The organism is Arcicella sp. GW458-12-2-14-TSB2 (assembly GCF_059423785.1).
In genome coordinates this window covers 1-21,649 of sequence record NZ_JBWKYN010000063.1, presented here as the reverse complement: position 1 = coordinate 21,649, position 21,649 = coordinate 1, and the positions used below count along the sequence as shown (strand labels likewise).

General features: G+C 36.7%; 13 protein-coding genes. All 13 read left to right on the top strand.

The features are described from left to right. The first annotated feature begins 150 nt into the window (after positions 1 to 150). Positions 151 to 2,610 carry a glycoside hydrolase family 95 protein gene (locus AC07XN_RS11010; protein ID WP_494743100.1) on the top strand — a complete coding sequence of 820 codons (2,460 nt, stop codon included), beginning with the start codon at positions 151 to 153 and terminating at the stop codon, positions 2,608 to 2,610. Between the two features lie 20 nt (positions 2,611 to 2,630). After that, positions 2,631 to 4,307 (top strand): glycoside hydrolase family 43 protein, encoded by a 1,677-nt coding sequence (locus AC07XN_RS11005; RefSeq protein WP_494743099.1) that lies wholly within the window; start codon positions 2,631 to 2,633, stop codon positions 4,305 to 4,307. A gap of 75 nt (positions 4,308 to 4,382) precedes the next feature. Continuing rightward, positions 4,383 to 5,951, top strand: a complete 1,569-nt coding sequence (locus tag AC07XN_RS11000; RefSeq protein ID WP_494743098.1) for a glycoside hydrolase family 43 protein — start codon at positions 4,383 to 4,385, stop codon at positions 5,949 to 5,951. A gap of 62 nt (positions 5,952 to 6,013) precedes the next feature. Next, positions 6,014 to 6,895 carry an alpha/beta hydrolase gene (locus AC07XN_RS10995; RefSeq protein WP_494743097.1) on the top strand — a complete coding sequence of 294 codons (882 nt, stop codon included), beginning with the start codon at positions 6,014 to 6,016 and terminating at the stop codon, positions 6,893 to 6,895. Between the two features lie 28 nt (positions 6,896 to 6,923). Then, positions 6,924 to 8,486 carry a carboxylesterase/lipase family protein gene (locus AC07XN_RS10990; RefSeq protein WP_494743096.1) on the top strand — a complete coding sequence of 521 codons (1,563 nt, stop codon included), beginning with the start codon at positions 6,924 to 6,926 and terminating at the stop codon, positions 8,484 to 8,486. A 147-nt stretch (positions 8,487 to 8,633) separates the two neighbouring features. Continuing rightward, a complete protein-coding gene (locus AC07XN_RS10985; protein ID WP_494743103.1) occupies positions 8,634 to 10,586 on the top strand; it encodes an alpha-L-fucosidase in 1,953 nt (650 codons plus the stop codon). 31 nt (positions 10,587 to 10,617) lie between these two features. Next, the gene (locus AC07XN_RS10980; protein ID WP_309918233.1) at positions 10,618 to 11,733 is read left to right on the top strand and encodes an alpha/beta hydrolase-fold protein; all 1,116 of its coding nucleotides are present in this window, start codon (positions 10,618 to 10,620) and stop codon (positions 11,731 to 11,733) included. A 161-nt stretch (positions 11,734 to 11,894) separates the two neighbouring features. Further along, a complete protein-coding gene (locus AC07XN_RS10975; protein ID WP_494743095.1) occupies positions 11,895 to 13,202 on the top strand; it encodes a family 8 glycosyl hydrolase in 1,308 nt (435 codons plus the stop codon). A 478-nt stretch (positions 13,203 to 13,680) separates the two neighbouring features. Continuing rightward, positions 13,681 to 14,334 (top strand): hypothetical protein, encoded by a 654-nt coding sequence (locus AC07XN_RS10970; protein ID WP_494743094.1) that lies wholly within the window; start codon positions 13,681 to 13,683, stop codon positions 14,332 to 14,334. A 433-nt stretch (positions 14,335 to 14,767) separates the two neighbouring features. Continuing rightward, positions 14,768 to 15,922 (top strand): alpha/beta hydrolase-fold protein, encoded by a 1,155-nt coding sequence (locus AC07XN_RS10965; RefSeq protein ID WP_494743093.1) that lies wholly within the window; start codon positions 14,768 to 14,770, stop codon positions 15,920 to 15,922. Between the two features lie 74 nt (positions 15,923 to 15,996). Continuing rightward, positions 15,997 to 17,073: an esterase gene (locus AC07XN_RS10960; RefSeq protein ID WP_494743092.1), complete on the top strand. Its 1,077-nt coding sequence runs from the start codon at positions 15,997 to 15,999 to the stop codon at positions 17,071 to 17,073. A gap of 80 nt (positions 17,074 to 17,153) precedes the next feature. Beyond that, entirely contained in the window at positions 17,154 to 19,079 is a 1,926-nt protein-coding gene (locus AC07XN_RS10955; RefSeq protein ID WP_494743091.1) for an alpha/beta hydrolase-fold protein, read from the top strand. 105 nt (positions 19,080 to 19,184) lie between these two features. Continuing rightward, complete coding sequence (locus tag AC07XN_RS10950) at positions 19,185 to 21,131, top strand: glycoside hydrolase family 97 protein (protein WP_494743090.1); 1,947 nt, start codon at positions 19,185 to 19,187, stop codon at positions 21,129 to 21,131. Positions 21,132 to 21,649: the final 518 nt, after the last annotated feature.

Genomic DNA, 21,649 nt, shown 5'->3' with positions numbered 1-21,649 from the left:
GGCAATTTGTGCTACTCAATTTTTTATTGATTTGCTTACTTTACACCATCAAAAAAGCGTGATATCGACTGCATACGTATATTTATTACCGAACACATTTATACGGTTGTAGAATCAATAAAAGCTAATACTCAAACAAGCTCAATATTTATGAAACAAATTTACTTAGTACTTTTACTCTTATCAGTCGCGCATTGCTTTTCACAAAATAAATCGCAATTAAAGCTATGGTATAACCAACCTGCGGGAAATACTTGGGAAAATGCACTGCCTATTGGAAATGGATTTTTAGGAGCAATGGTCTATGGGAATGTTGAAAAAGAAACTATACAGCTTAATGAGCATACCGTCTGGAGTGGTAGTCCCAATCGCAATGATAACCCCGACGCTTTAGGAGCATTACAAGCTATCAGAAAATTGATTTTTGAGGGTAAATACAAAGAAGCTGAAAAATTAACGAATCAGTCAATTATTACTAAAAAATCGCATGGACAGATGTTTCAGCCTGTTGGCAACTTACATCTTACTTTTGAGGGACACCAAAAATATACAAATTATCATCGAGCCTTAGATATTGAGAAAGCAATTGCTACAACTAGTTATTCGGTCGGAGATGTTACATATACTCGTGAAGCCTTGGCTTCTTTTCCTGATAGAGTAATTGTATTGAGACTTACAGCCAACAAAGCGAATAGTATTTCTTTTACAGCCACATATTCTACACCACATACTAAAAAATCAATAGCCACGACTCCAACCAAAGAACTTACTTTATCAGCCACTACCTCCGACCATGAAGGCGTAAAAGGTTTGGTTAGACTTAAAGGAATAACAAAATTCAACATTGAAGGAGGAAGTATGACCACTACCGATAGTTCTATATCGGTGAAAGATGCAAATGTGGCAACGATTTTTATTTCGATAGCTACCAATTTTAACAAGTATGATGATATAAGTGCCGACGAAAATAAAAGAGCTTCGGAATATTTGAATAAAGCTTTATCAAAACCTTATGATGCCATTGTAAATGGCCATATAGCTGCCTATCAAAAATATTTTAATAGAGTAAAACTGGATTTGGGGACAACAGATGCCGTAAAATTGCCTACAGATGAACGCTTGAAAAAATTCAGTAAGGCTTATGACCCTCATTTTGTTACACTATATTATCAGTATGGAAGGTATTTATTGATTTCCTCTTCACAACCAAGCGGACAACCAGCCAACTTACAAGGTATTTGGAATAATAAACTTCGTCCAGCATGGGACAGTAAATATACCATCAACATCAATACTGAGATGAATTACTGGCCTGCTGAGAAAACCAACCTTTCTGAATTGCACGAGCCTTTAATCAAACTGATAAGAGAATTATCGGAGACAGGCAAAGAAACAGCAAAAGTTATGTATGGTGCTCGTGGATGGATGGCACATCATAACACAGATATTTGGCGCACTAATGGTGCAGTAGATGGCGCATTTTGGGGTGTTTGGAATGCAGGAGGTGGTTGGCTAAGTCAGCACCTTTGGGAACATTATTTATACAATGGAGATAAAAAATATTTAGCATCAATATATCCAATACTGAAAGGGGCAGCAACATTTTACGTTGATTTTTTAGTAGAACATCCTAAATACCATTGGCTTGTGGTATCACCAGCTAACTCACCCGAGAATGCACCAGGAGCGCATGAGGGGTCTTCTTTAGATGCGGGGACAACTATGGATAATCAAATTGTTTATGATGTATTCAGTACAACCATAAGAGCCGCCGAAGCCCTTAGTAAAGACCATGCCTTTGTGGATACCCTTAAGCAAATGCGTAGTAAATTAGCCCCAATGCACATCGGTAAGCATAATCAATTACAAGAATGGCTCGATGATGTAGATGAGCCTAATGACCACCATCGTCATATTTCACATTTATACGGTTTGTTTCCTTCTAACCAAATATCGGCCTACAGAACACCTGAACTATTTGCAGCAGCAAAAAATACCCTTATTCAGCGTAGTGATGTTTCCACAGGTTGGAGTATGGGCTGGAAAGTAAATTGGTGGGCAAAAATGCAAGATGGAAATCATGCCTATCAATTAATTAAAAACCAGCTTACACCATTGGGCGTAAATGCCGAAGGTGGGGGTACTTACAACAATTTATTTGATGCTCATCCCCCATTTCAGATTGATGGTAATTTTGGCTGTACTTCGGGAATTACGGAAATGCTCATGCAAAGTGCAGACGATGCGCTACATTTATTGCCTGCTCTTCCAGACGTTTGGACGGAAGGTTCTATTCGAGGACTTCGTGCTAAAGGGGGATTTGAAGTAGTAGAAATGCAATGGAAAGATGCCAAACTTACTAAAGTAGTAATAAAATCTACTTTAGGAGGAAACCTTCGTTTGAGATTGCCTAATCAATTAAAATCAAGCACAGGAGCTACTTTGAGTAAAGCTTTGGGAAAAAACCCTAATCCATTTTATCAATTAGAAGAAATTCCAAGTCCAATTATTTCTGAAAAATCAAACATTAAGCCTCTTGAATTGAAGGAAACAGTGCTTTTTGATATACCAACACAAAAGGGTAAAATCTATACTTTTTCAACAAAATAAATCTTTGAAATTTTATTATCATGAAAATAAAAATATTCGTTTTAGTACTGACATATTTGATCACAATCAATATCACAAACGCACAAAAAACAACGTTAGTAAACCCTATCATGACGGGTTTTTACCCTGACCCAAGTATTGTACAAGTAGGGAAAGACTATTATCTTATCAATTCTACCTTTTCGTATTTCCCTGGCATTCCAGTTATGCACAGTCGTGACCTTAAAAATTGGAAACAAATTGGTAATGTAATTGACCGCCCATCGCAAATGGATTTTATGGGAGAGCGCATGACTCGTGGACTATTTGCGCCTGCTATTAATTACTATAAAGGCATTTTTTATGTGACTTGTACTGATATTGACCACGACGGAAATTTTGTGGTAACTGCCAATAATCCCGCTGGTCCGTGGAGTAATCCTGTAAAACTGCCGGAGGTAAAAGGTATTGACCCATCGCTTTACTTTGATGAAGAAACCGACAAAGCCTATATCGTTTATAATAGTGACGCGCCTAATTACAAACCCCTTTATTCAGGACATCGCACTATTCGTATGTATGAATTTGACTATAAAAACCTAAAAGTTACAGGGGAAGAACAACAGTTAGTAAACGGAGGAGTAGACCTCAGCAAAAAACCTGTATGGATTGAAGGCCCACATATTATGAAACGTTTTGGTTGGTATTACTTGTATGCCGCTGAAGGTGGTACTTCTGTCAATCACTCAGAGGTCATATTAAGAAGTAAATCTGTTGGGGGACCATACATCCCTTATGAAAATAATCCTATTTTAACACAAAGAGATTTACCTGAAAACCGCAAAGACCCTATTACTTCAGCTGGTCATGCGCAGTTTGTCGATGGACCAGATGGCAAGACTTATGCTATTTTTCTAGCTGTTCGTCCTTATGAAGGAGATTATTATAATACAGGACGGGAAACATTTATTGCTCCAGTAGCATGGAAAGATGAATGGCCAATCATCAATCCTGATAGCAAGGAAATCAAATACAGCTATACCACTGATTTTAAGGAGGAAAAACAAAAAGGAGCATTGCCACAATCGGGCAATTTTGCTTATACATTCAATTTCGACAAAAAACTAGACCCATCATTTTTGTTCATGCGAACAATTGACTCTAGTTCTTTTGCAATTTCCCCTAAAAAAGGTTTAACACTAAAGCTAAAAGCAGCAACAGTAATGGATTTTGCCAATCCATCTTTTATCGGAAAACGCCAGCAACACCTTTACAGCACAGCCGAAACAGCCTTGACATTTTCTGCAACAAAGGAAAATGAAAAAGCAGGGTTAGTGATTTTTCAGAATGAAACGCACTTTTATTTTTTAGGTAAATCAATTGTAGAAGGGAAGAATGTATTACAACTTTTTCAAAGTAATACAAAAGATAAAACCATGACTTTATTGGCCGAAGTACCTATTAACCCTAAACAAGCAGCGGTAAAACTGCGTATCAGTTCGGAAGGAGATAAGTACAGCTTTTATTACGCTATTGATAAAGAGAATTGGACTCTTATCAAAGATAAAGTAGATGGGAAATACTTGAGTACAAAAACAGCAGGCGGTTTTATTGGATGTATTTATGGGATGTATGCAACCTCGTCTGGAGAAGATAGCAATAATACTGCCTCTTTTAAATACCTGAAATACACAGGTAACGACAGTATGTTTAAGTAAATAATAACGTGGGATTATGTTGTTTCCAAAAACTTGAGAGACAAGTACTCATTAACAGTTTAAGTATTAAACAAAATGATAAAAAGATTTTTATTTCTGACTATATTAATATTTAGTCAAAAAGTATTTGCACAAGTAAAACAGGCACAAAATCCTATCATCTTTGCAGATGTACCTGATATGGCAATGATTCGTGTGGGGAATACGTATTATATGAGTAGTACAACCATGCATATGAGTCCGGGGGTGCCTATTATGAAATCAAAAGATTTAGTCAATTGGGAGATGGTTGGCTATGCTTACGATACGCTTGCTAGCATTAACGAACTGAATTTAACCAATGGCAAAAGTACCTATGGCAGAGGCTCATGGGCAAGTAGCTTACGACTGCATAATGGAACTTATTATCTGACTACTTTTGCACAAACCACAGGCAAAACACATATTTATACCACTAAAAACATTGAAAAAGGTCCTTGGAAAGCTATTTCTTTCAGGCCTTCTTATCATGACCATACTTTGTTTTTTGATGATGATGGTCGTACATATTTGATTTATGGTAGTGGTAAGCTCAAATTAGTAGAACTCAATGCTGATGCTTCTGGCGTTAAAGAAGGTAGTACTGAACAAGTAATTATCGAAAATGCCAGTACACCATCAGGAACTAACGGTGGTTTACCCGCAGAAGGTTCTCAGCTCTTTAAAGTAAACGGCAAATATTACTTATTCAATATTAGCTGGCCACGTGGCGGTATGCGTACTGTAGTAATTCACCGAGCTGATAAAATTACGGGGCCTTGGGAAGGGAAAGTAGGATTACAAGATTTGGGCGTTGCTCAAGGTGGACTGATTGATACCCCAGACGGGAAATGGTATTCGTACCTATTTCGTGATTTTGGTGGAGTTGGTCGGATTCCCTATTTAGTACCTGTAAAATGGGAAGATGGTTGGCCAGTATTGGGCGAAAATGGTAAAGTTCCCGAAAAATTAGACCTTCCAGCCAATGGAAGCTTAATCCCAGGTATTGTCGCTTCTGATGAATTTACCCGCAAAAAAGGAGATTCAGCATTACCTTTAGTATGGCAGTGGAATCATAACCCTGATAATAGCCTATGGTCAGTTGCTGAAAGAAAAGGATTTTTACGATTAAAAACAGGCAGAATTGATAGCAGTTTCCTTTTAGCCAGAAACACACTTACTCAGCGAACAATCGGGCCAGTTTGTTCGGGAATTACCTCTTTAGATATTTCAAAAATGAAAGAAGGAGACTTCGCTGGATTGAGTCTACTGCAAAAAAACTTTGGTTTGGTAGGTGTAAGCATAGAGAATGGGGAAAAATCAATCATAATGTATGATGCATCATCTGGAAAACCTGTTGAGGTACAAAAAGTATCCCTAAAGCAAAATACAATCTTTTTAAAAGCTGAATGTGATTTTAAAAATCGAGCCGATACAGGTTATTTCTTTTACAGCCTTGATGGGAAAGTTTGGCAACCTATTGGCAGGTCTATCAAAATGCCTTATACTATTCCGCATTTTATGGGGTATCGTTTTGGCTTATTTAACTATGCGACTAAAAATATAGGCGGATATGCAGATTTTGACTTTTTTAGGGTTGAAAATCAAATTTCAAAGCAAAATTAGTATAGCTGAAAAAGGTATCAACAAATAGATTAGATATTATTAAAAAACTTTTTCCTATAAAAATGAAAAATAAACTCTTTGCGATTATCCTTGTTTTAGGCAACTATATTGCTAATGCTCAACAGATTACCCCTTTATACGAAGGAGCTGTTCCCAATGCCAAAGTGACTAATATAACCGAAACAGGTGGCGACAAAGGAATGTATAAAGATGTAACCGTACCTACGTTGGAATACATAAAACCTGAAAAACCAAACGGAACTTCCGTGATAATAGTAGCAGGGGGTGGCTATAGCGTAATTGTATACAATGGCGAGGGAATAAGTACTGCCAAAGCACTAGCAGACAAGGGAATATCAGCATTTGTGCTAAAATATAGGTTGCCCAGTGATGACATAATGGTAGATAAAAAAATAGGCTCATTACAGGATGCCCAGCAAGCCATAAAGTTTCTCCGAGAAAATGCCGACAAATATGGTATTGATAAAAATAAAATAGGCATTATGGGTTTTTCGGCAGGTGGACATTTGGCCAGTACAGCCGCTACTCATTTCGAAAAATCGTATATCGAAAATCCTAATAACACTAGCCTAAGACCCGATTTTCAGATCTTGGTTTACCCTGTTATCAGTATGAAGGAAGGTCTTACACATGGCGGTTCACGGGACAATCTGATTGGTAAAAATCCTACTGATGCTGACATTGAAGCTTTCTCTAACGAACTGCAAATCAAAGCCAATACACCGCCAGCCTATTTGACTCACGCTGCCGACGATAAGTTGGTAGATGTGGATAACAGCATTTCATACTTTGAAAATTTACGAAAGAACAAAGTTGAGGTAGAAATGCACATTTTCCCGAAAGGTGACCACGGATTTATTTTTCGTCACAAAGGTTGGATGGAACCACTTTTTGACTGGATGAAACGTAACAATTGGTTGTAATGTTCACTGTTTTTAACATAAAAATACAATGAAAAAATATCTAATTTTCTGTATTTCAGCATTGTTTCTAATAAATTTTGCTACTTTTTCCCAAGTGTGGAGTCCCATAAAAACCCAAAATGGGCTCGTGCAAGGGACTTTTGAAAACGGTCAACAGGTTTTCCGTGGTATTCCCTTTGCTCAACCGCCAGTAGGACAGTTGAGGTGGAAAGCACCACAGCCAGCCACAAATTGGGAAGGTATAAAAGCAACCACTAATTTTGCCCCTGCTCCCTATCAAGGCGGAAACCCTCCATCTGGTAAAAGTGAAGACTGCTTGTACCTAAATGTATGGAGTCCAGCTAAAAACCCCAAAGAAAAACTACCTGTAATTGTATGGATTTACGGGGGTGGTTTTGCCTTTGGTTCTACCGCTGAGGGAGTTTATTCAGGTGAAAAATTGGCAGAAAAAGGTGTGGTGTTCGTTTCAATTGCTTATCGAGTTGGTCAATTAGGCTTTTTAGCACATCCAGAATTAAGTGCCGAAACTCCTCAAAAAACATCTGGGAATTATGGTTTGCTTGACATGATAGCGGGCTTGCAATGGGTTAAAAGTAATATTGCAGCTTTTGGGGGCGACCCATCTAAAGTTACTATTTTTGGAGAATCAGCAGGAGGCATAGCCGTAAGTATGCTTTGTGCTTCGCCCTTGGCTAAAGGACTGTTTCATGGGGCTATTTCACAGAGTGGTGGTTCTTTTGGCCCAGCAAGGATAACTACATACCCAGGAGAAAATCAAAAATTACTGGCAGATGCCGAACAAAGTGGTTTAGAGTACATGAAAAAAGCAGGGGCAAGTTCGTTGGCTGAGCTTAGAAAAATAGACATCGAAAAACTTCCGCAAGGTTTTGGTATGCCTGGTGGTTGGCCTATTATTGATGGCTACGTGATTCCTAACGACCAATATACACTTTATGAGCAAGGTAAATACAACCATACACCTATTTTAGTAGGTTATAATTCTGATGAAGGGCTGAGTTTTAGTCCGCCAAAAACACCAAAAGATTATACTGATGGCGTACAAAAACGCTATGGAAAGTTTGCTGATAAGCTGATTCAAGCATACCCTGTAAACGAAACTACTGTGCCTAAAACTGCCCGAGATTTAGCACGTGATGCCGCTTTTGGCTGGCATACTTGGGCTTGGGCAAACTTACAGTCTAATACCAGTAAGTCGAAAGTGTATTATTATTATTTTGACCAACATCCTGATTTCCCTGAAAACTCACCACAATACGGACAAGGCACACCACATGGACACGACGTAGGCTTTGTATTTGGGCATACCAGTCCGCAAAGTAAATTAGCCACTGCTACGGATGCCAATATATCGGATGCTATGATGAGCTATTGGACTAACTTTGCCAAATATGGTGACCCTAATGGAGCAGGTTTACCCCTTTGGCAACAATATACTAAAACTAATCATGCGGTAATGCACTTTTCGCAAAGTTCCAAAATGGGTACAGTTCCCAGTGAAAAATCTTTGGAAGTATTAGAGGAATATTATAAATGGCGTCGTACATTCGAGGGGAAAAAGTGGGCTAAATAAATAATCAGCCACTATTTAAAGAATATGAAAAATAATTACATTAATACGCTATTGTTTTTGGCTTTTAGCTTTACGGTTTGGGGACAGACAAAAGCACCAGAGCCACTTTTGCCAGTGCCTTCCAAAAATCAGTTGCGATGGCAGCAAATGGAATATTATAGTTTCATTCATTTTTCGGTAAATACTTATACGGATATGGCTTGGGGTTTAGGTAACGAGGACCCAAAAATATTTAATCCCACTAAATTAGACTGCCGTCAGTGGGCTAGAATATGCAAGCAGGCGGGTATGAAAGGCATAATTTTTACTGCCAAACATCATAGTGGCTTTTGTTTGTGGCCATCGAAATACACCGATTATTCCGTAAAAAATGCCCCTTGGCGAAATGGTAAAGGCGATATGGTAAAAGAATTGGCAGATGCTTGTAGGGAATATGGTTTAAAATTTGGTGTGTATCTTTCCCCTTGGGACAGAAATCACCCTGACTACGGCAAACCTGAATACATTACCTATTTTCGTAACCAACTCACAGAGTTACTAACCAATTATGGCGAAATATTTGAAGTTTGGTTTGATGGAGCCAATGGTGGCTCTGGCTACTACGGTGGGGCAAACGAAACCCGAAAGATTGATGCTAAAACTTATTACGACTGGCAAAACACCTACAAACTGGTAAGAAAGCTACAACCCAACATTGTGATTTGGAATGATGGTGGCGACCGTGCAGATTTACGCTGGGTAGGTACAGAGGCGGGCTATGTAGGCGAAACCAATTGGAGTTTGCTCAACGCCACTGGCGATGTACCCGACCAAATGCTACGCCATGGTGTAGAAAACGGAAATGCATGGGTGCCAGGCGAGGTAAATACTTCTATCCGTCCAGAATGGTTTTATCATCCCAAAGAAGATAAAAAGGTAAAAACGTTACCTCAGCTCATGGATACCTATTATAATTCCGTAGGGAGAAATGGTACACTTTTGCTTAATTTCCCGATAATGCCCAATGGACTAATACATGAAACAGATGAAAAAAATGTGCTTGCTTTTGCCCAAGCAAGACGTGAGGCTTTTAGTAAAAATCTTTTAATAAATACAAAAAACCAAGCTACGAATGTACGAGGAAAAAGTAGCCAGTTTGCACCACAAAAAGCTTTTGACCAAAACAAAGAAAGCTACTGGGCTACTGATGATAGTATCACAAAAGCCTCATTGACGATGAGTTTTTCAAAACCTACGGCATTCAATCGTTTTTTGATTCAAGAGCCTATTTGGCTAGGGCAAAGAGTAAAAGCTTTTACCTTAGAAGCAAAAGTAAATGACACTTGGCAACAAATTGCCAAAGAAACTACCATTGGCTATAAACGAATTTTGAGATTTAACACCGTCAAGGCTACGCAAATTAGGCTGAATATTACCGATGCTAAGGCTTGCCCACTCATTAGTAATATCGAAGTGTACCAAGCTCCGATTATTTTAACACCCCCACAAATTACCCGTAATCAAGCAGGAGAGGTGCATATTACTCCAACAGATGCTGAGTCAGAATTATTTTACACGCTTGATGGTAGCATACCAACCTCAAAATCAAGTAAATATACTGATGCTATTGACACAGGTTTGGGAAAAGTGACTGTAAAAGCCATAGCCTTTAGCCCACAAAATAAGTTACAAAGCGAAGTAGCCGAAGAAAAATTTGAAATTGCTCGCAAGCACTGGTCGATAGTAGGAATACAGGATAAAAAAGCCCTTCATGTTTTAGATGGTAACGAATATACGTCTTGGCAAAAAGACAAAGTACCAACCGACTTAATAATTGACTTAGGTAAAGAGGAAAACCTGGTAGGTTTCCGCTACCTGCCCGACCAAAATTGGTGGGCAGAAGCCAGTATAATTTCGCAATATCAATTTTATGTTTCAAACGATAATTCCAACTGGCAACTGGTAAGCGAAGGCGAATTTGCCAATATTAAAAATAACCCTACATGGCAAATAAAAGAATTTGCTGCCATAAAAGCCAGATATATAAAACTAAAAGCCTTGAAAAATATTCAAGAAAACGCTGCCTCTGGTTATGCTGAGCTTGATATTTTAACGAATTGATTTACTAATATTCAATTTTAACCTAATAACAATGAAAAGCACATTTTTATCGCTGATATTTACCACGATTGTTACTGGTACTATATCCTTTGCCCAAGCACAACAACCTGCTGTTATTGAAGACTTTAAACCGTCTTCTCTCAATCAGCCACAACAAGAATACCCAATGGTAAACTCGCAAGGTTATGCTCGTTTTAAAATAATAGCACCTGCTGCTGATAGTGTTCGTGTAAGTTTAGGTCTGGGTGGCAAAGGAGGAACCAAATTAGAGAAAGCCAGTGATGGTAGTTGGATGGGGACTACAGAAGGCCCAATGGACGAAGGTTTTCATTACTATAATATCAAGATTGATGGAGGTAAATTTAATGACCCAAGTGCTTTAAACTACTATGGATCTGTTCGTTGGGAAAGCGGTATAGAAATTCCTGCACATGACCAAGATTTTTACGCGCTCAAAAACGTTCCTCATGGTCATGTACAGCAAGTGTTATTTCCTTCTCCAAGCACCAATACCTCTCGCAGAGCATTTGTATATACACCACCAGGCTATGAAAAAGGTAAGGATAAATATCCTGTACTTTACTTACAACATGGCTGGGGTGAAGACGAAACGGCTTGGATGAACCAAGGTCATGCCAATTTAATTATGGACAACCTCATTGCAGAAGGAAAAATTAAGCCTTTCATTATCGTAAATACTTATGGTATGACCAACGAAGTAAAGTTTGGGAAAATGAGAGAGTTTAAAATAGAGCCTTTTCAAACGGTTTTGGTAGACGAGCTTATTCCATACGTAGATGCTCATTTTAGAACAATTGCTAAACAAACGCACCGTGCTATGGGTGGGTTGAGTATGGGTGGTATGGAAACTAAAACCATTACCTTGAATAAGCCAGAGGTATTTTCGCATTATGCTCTTTTAAGTGGTGGTACTTATGCACCAACTGACATCAAAGACAAATCGAAGGTGAAACTCATATTTTTGAGCTGTGGCAGTAAAGAAAGACCTGAAGGGGTAATAAAAGCGGTTGAGGCATTAAAAGAGGCAAGTTTCAACGCTGTTTCTTACGTGTCAGATAAAACTGGTCATGAGTTCCAAACATGGCGTAGAAGTTTACATGAATTAGCTCCGTTATTGTTTAAATAACTATGAAAAAGAAGGGATTATATTTTAAGTAGTAATCCTTCATTTTGGAATAACGGGTTATCGAAAACTAGACAAACGCGATGTTGTAAAGATACATAGTTTGATGATATACGGTTTTAATCAGCACTGATTAAAACCGTATATCATATAAATAAAATGAAATGAAAAACCAGAGAAATAACGCGATAGTCCATAAAATACAAATAGCCATTATACTAACACTTTCAATAGTTTTAGTCAAGCCATTTGTAGTAATAGGGCAAAATAAAAGCAATTCAGAAAGAGGAAATAGCCAAGCATCCATCGTTTCAGGAAAATACCGTAACCTGTTTTTGGAAGTAGGATACAGTCAAAACGAGATAGAGGCTAAGGTCGCAAAAGCATACTATGATATTTTTGAAGGGCCTAACAAGGTATATTTTGCTGTTGGAGACTCTATGGCTTATGTATCTGATGTGAAAAATCATGACGCGCGAACTGAAGGGCTTTCTTATGGAATGATGATTGCCGTTCAACTAGATAAAAAAGATGTTTTTGATAGAATTTGGAGATGGTCAAAAAAATACCTTCAACACCAAAGCGGTCCACGGGAAGGATATTTTGCATGGAGTATCAATCCAGAAACAATGAAAAAAAATTCAGAAGGCTCGGCTTCTGATGGCGAATTATACTATGTGACTAGTTTATTATTTGCTGCCAACAAATGGGGAAATAATACGGGTATTCATTATTACAATGAAGCCCGAAGAATATTGGATGCCATGTGGAAAAAAGATGGCACAGGAAATATTTATAATCTGATTAATACAGAACATAAGCAAATTACTTTTGTACCAGAGGGTAGTAATTATAACTGGACAGACCCATCGTATCACCTGCCTGCATTTTATGAAGTATGGGCATTATATGCTAAAGATGGTCATGAACAGTTTTATAAAGAATGTGCCGATACGTCTCGGGTATTTTTACACAGAGCTTGTCATCCAGTAACAGGACTAAATTCTGACTATACAGAATTTAGTGGAGCACCTCATCCAACTCGCTGGATGCCTGCTGGTTTTCGTTATGATTCATGGAGAGTACCTATGAACATTACTATGGATTATAGTTGGTTTGGGAAAGATAAAACTTGGCAAGAAGATTATGCAAAAAGGTTTCAAAACTTTCTTCGTTCAAAAGGTATTGATACCTATGACGACCAATTTAACTTAGATGGTTCAAAACCTGATTTTATTTTGCAAGCAGGTAGTGTAAAAAAATTAAGGCATTCGATTGGACTGGTATCTACCGCTGCTACGGCATCGCTTATTAATCATGAGAAAAACAAAGTCGATTTTGTGAGAGCGATTTGGAATGCTAAATTAGAACCTTATGAAGATGGATATTTTGATCCTTATTATGATGGACTTATGTATATGTTTAGTTTGATGCACCTGAGCGGAAAGTATCAAATTATCAAGCCTAAATAAATTGAAAGTTGATTTTAGAGAGGTGTTTAGATGCTGATGTTAATAACAATAAGCGTTATTGCTATTAACATCATGTATTTAATGAACAGTTAGTCGGATTAAAGAAAAAGGTAATTCTAACGATTTTTATTCTTGAATTTATTAATAGTTAGTGATTTGAAAACTATTGTCGGACTCATCTTTTAAATTGTAGCAACTCTTAGTTGAACTATCCATGTTTTTTTTGCAATAAGTGTTCTATGGTGTTATAAGTTAATTTTAAACAAAGTATCATTGCCCCCTGCTCGCCGTAGTATCTCACTACGTCACTGCGTTGGCAAATCTTATGCTTTATATAATGCTATCTCATTTTATAAAGCAAAGGTAGGGGAAATTCTTCATCTGCTCCTAGGTTAAGCATTCACTGCCAACGGCATGAAAATCTATATACTGAATTTACAAGAATTAATAAAACTTCAAACCTTTAACAATTACAATAATGAAAAAAAATCTTATAATATCACTTATTACTCTTGCTTTTTGGGGAGCTATGATAAGCTGCCAAGACAATAAAATTATTCTTGATAATGACAATCCAACTTTAAAAAATTCTGATATTATCAGTAAGATAAAAAGAGAAGGTAAATATAACTTTTTGCCAAATGATAAAAATGCTCGTTTGCAAGTAGGGGGGCAATTTAATGGATTGGATTATAGGTTTTATGGTGTAAACTGGCAAGTTTGTTGTAATCAAGGTAATAGAACTTCTTTTGTTCAGTTGCGAAATACTAACTATTCTTCCCCAATAAATAATTTAATTGTTTATGTGGCTGTACAAAAAAACATGAATTTATCATCATATAGTCTCCCGATTGGTACTTTAACTTTTGATCATGAAGATAGTGCAAATTACGGTTTTAAAGTTTATAGATGGAATCTTTCTTTAGTCCCAAGCCACACGGTAGTAGCAAGTTTTAGTACATCTTGGAATACTAACGCATATTATGATTCTGATACCGAAGGAGAAATCGGATTATATCTACCATTATATGGATTTGCTTCTTTTTGTGATGCAACTCTTCTGAATTTAATTCGTAATAACTCTGGGAATTGTGCTAATTACCCAGATAGCCCATATCCAGGATGTCAATAGGATTAATCATTTTGCTAGACTTTTCTTGTAAATCATAATTTTCAACCATCGAATTTTTAGTTTCTAATTTTGTAAAAATGAAAATTTGATGGTTGAGTAGATAATAAGTAATATTTATGGAAGAGAATACTTCTTTCCGCATTTTTTAAGACTTGTATATCGTAGGTATGCTTAGGGTTAAATACAAAGATAAAAACATGTGAATAACAACCTGTTAGTGTATATGCTAAAGATTTTGACGACATACTTAGTTTCTCAGATTAATAATAAACTACTGTCATTTGTGCAGCAGAATGAAAAAAATAGTATTGCTAAAAACACAAAAAGAAAACAGGAAAAATACATTGGGTCGGGATATCTTTCACAAAGTAGTGCGAGGTATTAAGTAGAGTACCATTTAAAACATTTGAGTAAACAATTAAAATTCCAGACAATGAAAAATAGGATATTACTTTTTTTTCTTATTGGCTTAATGATTAACTATTGCAACGTTTTTGGTCAACCACCACGTGGGCCTTTGGTAGTTTCTCCACAAGTGAATCTTGATAAAACCGTCACGTTTCGTTATCAGTCTCTTTTAGCAAAAGAGGTAAAATTGAATGCGCAGTTTGAAAAATCTCCTATATCTATGACTAAAGATGCTCAGGGAATTTGGAGTGTGACTGTTGGTCCTGTTAATCCAGATATTTATCCTTATAGTTTCCAAGTTGACGGTGTTACAGTGATGGATCCTGCCAATGTCGCATTTTTTCCTAATGAACGATTTAAGGCTAGTCTTGTAGAAATACCAAGTACTCCTCCTTCGATATACGCTATCAAAGATGTGCCACATGGCACTATCAGTTACGATTATTATCCTTCGATTTCAGGGACGACAGGTTCGTTAGTAGTTTATACTCCACCCGGATATGCTAAAAATTCCAAGGTTAAGTACCCTGTGTATTACCTCATTAGTGGAACTACAGATACCGAAGAAACTTTTTTTAAAGTAGGAAAAGTAAACTTCATCATGGATAATTTGATAGCCGAAGGTAAGGTAAAACCAATGATAATTGTAATGCCTTATGGGAATATCGCTGCCAGACTGACTGAACAATTGGGTGGTCAAAAACCAGCTGACCCTATAGTACGTGATGATGCTGATGCGGTTAAACGTGCCAAAGACTTTGAAAATGATTTGATAAAAAACATATTACCTTATATCGAGCATAATTATCATATTGAAAATAACCGTGAGAGTCGTGCTATTGGTGGGTTTTCTCGTGGGGGAGGACAAACCTTGAGAACAGCATTTAACAATATGAATATCTTCGCTTGGGTCTGTAGCTATAGCTCATACCTTTCGCCAGCAGAAATGGATAAAAGTTTCGGGCATATAACGAGTAATGCGCCAAATACTAACAAGCAATTAAAATTACTATGGACAAGTGTTGGTAACGAAGACTTTTTGTACAAGGGAGCTGTAGAGTTTATGGACTATTTATCTACTAAAAATATCAACTACAAAAAATATATCAGCGATGGCGGTCATACTTGGATGAATGTGAAGAAATATCTTAATGAAACGCTACCACTATTGTTCAAATAACAAAAAAAGTAGTATCTCAAAAGTATAGAATAACTCAAAAGCAATCATCTAAAGTATTCAAAAGAGTCAAACCCATGAAACGAATAAATTACCTCATTCTAGTCTTGTTGTTATCTACTGTTACGGTTTTAGCACAACGACCACCGTCAATTAGTTCACCAGATGTACATGCTGATAATAGTGTTACTTTTAGGTATTTTTCTAAAGTCGCACAGAAAGTCACACTTGTTGGTGAGTTTTTAGCCAACCCTGTTGCATTAAAAAAGGATACTTCGGGAGTTTGGAGTGTGACTGTACCCGCTATTAAACCAGATATATATCCATATAGTTTTTTTGTAGATAGTGTACAAATTGCAGACCCTAACAATACTTATATCTTTGCCAACGAAAGATTCAAGCGTAGTATCGTAGATATTAAAGGAGAGAAACCTCTTGTTCATTCCCTTCAAAATGTACCTCATGGAAAAATTAATTATTGTTATTATCAATCTTCAACCTTAGGGATTACTCGACAATTGCTTGTATATACTCCTCCGGGCTATGACGCTTTTTCTAGCAATAAGTATCCAGTTTTATACTTGATACATGGTGGTTCTGATACAGAAGAAACATGGACAAAAGTGGGGCGTGCAAACCTTATCGCCGATAACCTCATAGCAGCGGGAAAAGCTAAACCTATGATTATTGTGATGCCCTATGGCAACGTCAGACCGGCCCCAATGCCAGACTTTACCAAAGATGTTATCAATGACATCATTCCATATATAGAGAACAATTATTCCGTACTAACGGATAGTAAAAATCGGGCAGTAGCAGGCTTTTCAGTAGGAGGGGGACAAACCCTTAATATTGGGCTTACTAATACGGATAAGTTCGCTTATGTGTGTTCTTATGCACCATATACCGCAACAGAGGAATTTAAAATGAATTTTACTGACTGGAATCCAGATGCTACAAAAATAAATAAGCAATTAAAATTATTTACAATTAGCGTTGGAACTGAAGACTTTTTATATGAAAGTGTAAAGCAGAATATCGCTATGTTTCAAGAAAAAAAAATCAAAATAGAGCCACTTATCGTATCGGGCGGACATACTTGGATGAATTGTAAATTATTTTTAGCCAACTCTTTACCACAACTCTTTAAATAAAAGTATCATTCATTCGCCTAAGTAGAAATTACATATTTAGTCTAAAACAACAACATAATTAAGCTTTTAATAATACAAATATGAAAAAAACAATAGTAAGTTTTTCTATATTTTTTCTAATGAACCTTATGGTTTATGCACAGAAAATAGAAAAAGAAGGTCCAAAAGGCTTTGACCAAGTAAGAACGGGAATTGCTACGGGCAAATTAGATACCATAAAATATGAATCTAAAACCGTAGGTACTACTCGAAAAGCCTTAGTATATACGCCGCCTGGTTTTAATAAAAAAACGAAATATCCTGTATTATACCTTTTACATGGTATTGGTGGCGATGAAAAAGAGTGGCTCAACGGTGGTAAACCTCAGGTAATTTTAGATAACCTATATGCTGAAGGAAAAATACAACCGATGATTGTGGTAATGCCTAATGGCCGTGCGATGAAAGACGACCGTGCCGTTGGCAATATTATGGCTCCTGATAAAGTACAGGCTTTTGCTACTTTTGAAAAAGATTTATTGAACGACTTGATTCCTTTTGTTGAAAAAAGCTATCCGACTTTAACAGACAGAGAAAACCGTGCAATTGCTGGGCTTTCGATGGGTGGTGGGCAATCACTTAATTTTGGTTTAGGAAATTTAGACAAATTTGCATGGGTTGGAGGTTTTTCGTCTGCACCCAATACCAAAGTTCCACAAGAATTAGTTCCGAATCCTGAAGAGGCCAAAAAGAAACTTAAACTCCTTTGGATTTCGTGTGGTGATAACGACGGATTGCTTTCTTTTAGCAAACGTACACACGATTATCTATACCAAAACGATGTACCACATATTTACTACCTCGAACCCGGTGTACATGATTTCAAAGTTTGGAAAAATGGGTTATACATGTATTCACAATTTTTGTTCAAGCCTGTTGATGTTTCATCTTTTAATAAATATACTATTTTAGGTACTCCTGCCAGCACGAATATTCGCAATGGTCAGTATCCTCAGATTCTTCCCGACAATCGTGTAGTTTTCAAGGTAAAAGCACCAAATGCCCAAAAAGTACAAATTGATTTAGGTAAAAAATACGATATGGTAAAAGATACCAGCGGAGTTTGGCATGTTACAACCGATTCTATTAGTCGTGGATTTCATTATTATTCATTAGTGATAGATGGCGTGTCCCTTGTCGACCCTGCTAGCGAAACGTTTTACGGGATGAGTCGCCAAGCAAGTGGCATTGAAATTCCGTATAAAGAAGGAGGTTTTTATGCTTTGAAAGACGTACCTCATGGCGATATTCGTATCAAAAAGTATTTCTCGAAAGCCAGTAACTCTTGGCGTGAAATGTATGTTTACACTCCACCAGGATATGACAAATCAACTGAAAAATATCCAGTTTTATACCTATTACATGGTGGTGGCGAAGACCAACGTGGATGGGCTACACAAGGACGTACAGACTTAATATTGGATAACTTAATTGCTGAACAAAAGGCCAAACCAATGGTAATTGCCATGCTCGACGGCAATGTTGGTGGGCAAGGTGGCATAGCCAATTTTGGAGAAACACAATTACGTGCTTTTGAAAATGAATTGAAGAATGGAGCTATTCCTTTTGTAGAAAGTAATTTCAAAGTAGAAACCGATGCACAACATAGAGCTTTGGCGGGTCTTTCGATGGGAGGTTTACAAACACTTTATGCAGGCATCAAGAATACCAATATGTTTTCGTACTTGGGCGTATTCAGCTCTGGATGGTGGGCAAATAATCCTAAACTAACAGACCCTCAGTATGATTTTATGAAAAATAATGCGACTACAATCAATACTAACCTTAAAGAATTGTGGGTTTCGATGGGAGGGAAAGAAGATATAGCCTACAATAATTGTAAAATAATGTTGGGCAAATTTGATGAAATGGGTATCAAATACAAATACAGTGAATATGCAGGTGGACATACTTGGCCTGTTTGGCGACATGATATTTTCCAATTTTCACAATTATTATTTAAGTAAATTTTAAATTATCAATATCCAATAAATAAAATGAATATTGGATATTGATAATTGTGTAAATCATTCCTAATCAACAAGGATAGTTTACTCATCAATCTATTAAAAATGAAACACAAAATATTTTTTTTAATTTTTTTGAGCTTATTTTATTTAACCAGTAATGCTCAAAATACCAGTACTCAAGTGGCAAGCCCTGATAAGAACATTGTAGTAACTTGCGATGTGGAACAAGCATCTTATAGTATCCAATACAAGGGAGAAACTGTACTCCGTAATTCAAAATTAGGAGTAATACGTGAAGATGAAGATTTCTCAAAAAATCTGCAATTGATAAAATCGTCTGCTCTTAAAGCAGTGAAAGATAGTTATGCTATAACTACAGCTAAAAAAAGCCATATTACGTATATAGCCACTGAAAAAGTATGGGAAACAAAAACGGCATCGGGGAAAAAGATGAATATTATATTTAGAGTATCAAATGACGGTGTGGCTTTTCGTTATGAATTTCCTGAAAAATCTACTGATATTAAAAAGATTGTTGCCGAAGCGACTAGTTTCCATTTTAATGAAGGTTCAAGAGCTTGGTTACAACCCAAAACAGAAGCCCAAACAGGTTTTGAACATACCAATCCTTCTTACGAAGCACATTATGAAATAGATATACCTACAGGTAAATCATCTCCTGGGCCTAATGGATGGATATATCCAGCTTTGTTCAAAACAAACAATACGTGGTTATTGATAACTGAAGCAGCGTTAGACAGAACCTACTGCGGTACGGCTTTACAACAAAAGTCGCCAGATAGCGAATACAAAATAAACTTTCCACAAAGTCCCGAAGTATTCACGAATGGCACTGCAACATTAAACCCTGAATCTGCATTACCTTGGAAAACCCCTTGGCGAATCATCGTAATAGGAAGTTTAAAAACCATCTCAGAGTCAACTTTAGGCACAGATTTAGCATTGCCTGCTAAAAAAATGGATGCTAATTTTATCAAACCTGGTAAATCATCATGGAGTTGGATTTTAGACAAAGACGATTCTACTGTTTATAAGGCACAGAAAAAATACATAGATTTTGCGGCCGATATGAAATGGCAGTACTGTCTAATAGATGCCAATTGGGATGCCACTATAGGATATGATTCTGTAAAAGTATTGGCAGACTATGGCAAAACAAAAAATGTAGGACTACTTCTTTGGTATAATTCGGCTGGTAGTTGGAATACAGTAAAATTTACCCCAAGAGATAAATTACTTACTCACGAGAGCCGCGTAGAAGAATTTAGTAGAATCCAAAAAATGGGGATAAAAGGGGTTAAAATAGATTTTTTTGCTGGTGATGGTCAATCTATGATTAACTATTATCAGGATATATTAGAAGATGCCGCTACCTATCATTTATTAGTAAACTTTCATGGAGCTACTTTGCCCCGAGGTTTACACCGTACTTACCCTAATCTCATGACTACCGAGGCTGTTGATGGCTATGAAATGATAACTTTTTCGCAGTACGCTGCCAATAAAGCTCCAGAACATTCGGTAATGATTGCGATGGTTCGTAATGCTTTCGACCCGATGGACTTTACACCCATGAACTTATACAAAATACCTCGTATAAAACGTGTAACCACATCAGCTTTTGAATTGGCAACTTCAGTAGTTTTCTTGTCGGGAATACAACATTATGCTGAACGACCAGAAGGCATGAAACACATACCTGAGTATGTAAAAGACTTTTTGAGAAATTTGCCAGATACTTGGGATAATGTTAAATTTATTGATGGCTATCCCGGTAAATTGTATGTTGTAGCAAGAGAATCTGCTGGAAAATGGTATGTAGCAGGTATTAATGGAGAAAATACAGAGAAGCCTCTTAGTTTAGATTTAAGTTCTTTCAAAAATAAGAAAGGCAAATTAATCAAAACAGGTAAAAATGAGGTAGCTAATGAGCCTTCTTTTGAGCAAAGCAATATAACAATTCCTTCTGATGGCAAATTACATGTTATCTTAAAAGGAAATGATGGCTTTGTGATTGTGTTCGAATAAATAACGTTTTTCAAGAGTACTATTTTGCTATTGTCATGAAGAAAATAGTACTCTTGAAATTTGAATCAATCTTAAGGATTGTTTTTTGTATTATAATTTATCTTATGTTAAATAGTATATTTACTTTTTCGCCTACTTCTATTTCCTCTACTCAATAGCCACTCCACTCCTGCTACTTAGAGATTGCCAAAGCTATATCCTTAGTTTCTGATCCTATGCCATCGCCTTTTCCTCTGTGATTTGTGTTATGCTGATTTGCCTTAATTATTTTGGCATTATAAAATTCTGCAAAGTCAAGTTAAAATAATATCTATAGGTTTAGTATAGTACTTCCAAATAAGTACTACATTTGTATTCAAAATTAACGAATGATTATATCGGGGAAAGGATATTGAAAAAATAATTTGAAAGTCTGCCGAGTTATATCGGTGGACTTTTTATTTTAAAATGCAGATAGAAATAAAAAATATGATCGTAATTAATCTAAACAACAAATGTTAATAGCATTGATAATCAAC

Excerpts from the sequence above, each read along its gene's own strand:
- AC07XN_RS10965 (WP_494743093.1), top strand. The coding sequence starts at position 14,768 with ATGAAAAATAGGATATTACTTTTTTTTCTTATTGGCTTAATGATTAAC.
- AC07XN_RS11010 (WP_494743100.1), top strand. The coding sequence starts at position 151 with ATGAAACAAATTTACTTAGTACTTTTACTCTTATCAGTCGCGCATTGC.
- AC07XN_RS10970 (WP_494743094.1), top strand. The coding sequence starts at position 13,681 with ATGAAAAAAAATCTTATAATATCACTTATTACTCTTGCTTTTTGGGGA.
- AC07XN_RS10950 (WP_494743090.1), top strand. The coding sequence starts at position 19,185 with ATGAAACACAAAATATTTTTTTTAATTTTTTTGAGCTTATTTTATTTA.
- AC07XN_RS10960 (WP_494743092.1), top strand. The coding sequence starts at position 15,997 with ATGAAACGAATAAATTACCTCATTCTAGTCTTGTTGTTATCTACTGTT.
- AC07XN_RS10995 (WP_494743097.1), top strand. The coding sequence starts at position 6,014 with ATGAAAAATAAACTCTTTGCGATTATCCTTGTTTTAGGCAACTATATT.
- AC07XN_RS11005 (WP_494743099.1), top strand. The coding sequence starts at position 2,631 with ATGAAAATAAAAATATTCGTTTTAGTACTGACATATTTGATCACAATC.
- AC07XN_RS10975 (WP_494743095.1), top strand. The coding sequence starts at position 11,895 with ATGAAAAACCAGAGAAATAACGCGATAGTCCATAAAATACAAATAGCC.
- AC07XN_RS10990 (WP_494743096.1), top strand. The coding sequence starts at position 6,924 with ATGAAAAAATATCTAATTTTCTGTATTTCAGCATTGTTTCTAATAAAT.
- AC07XN_RS10985 (WP_494743103.1), top strand. The coding sequence starts at position 8,634 with ATGGAATATTATAGTTTCATTCATTTTTCGGTAAATACTTATACGGAT.
- AC07XN_RS10955 (WP_494743091.1), top strand. The coding sequence starts at position 17,154 with ATGAAAAAAACAATAGTAAGTTTTTCTATATTTTTTCTAATGAACCTT.
- AC07XN_RS10980 (WP_309918233.1), top strand. The coding sequence starts at position 10,618 with ATGAAAAGCACATTTTTATCGCTGATATTTACCACGATTGTTACTGGT.
- AC07XN_RS11000 (WP_494743098.1), top strand. The coding sequence starts at position 4,383 with ATGATAAAAAGATTTTTATTTCTGACTATATTAATATTTAGTCAAAAA.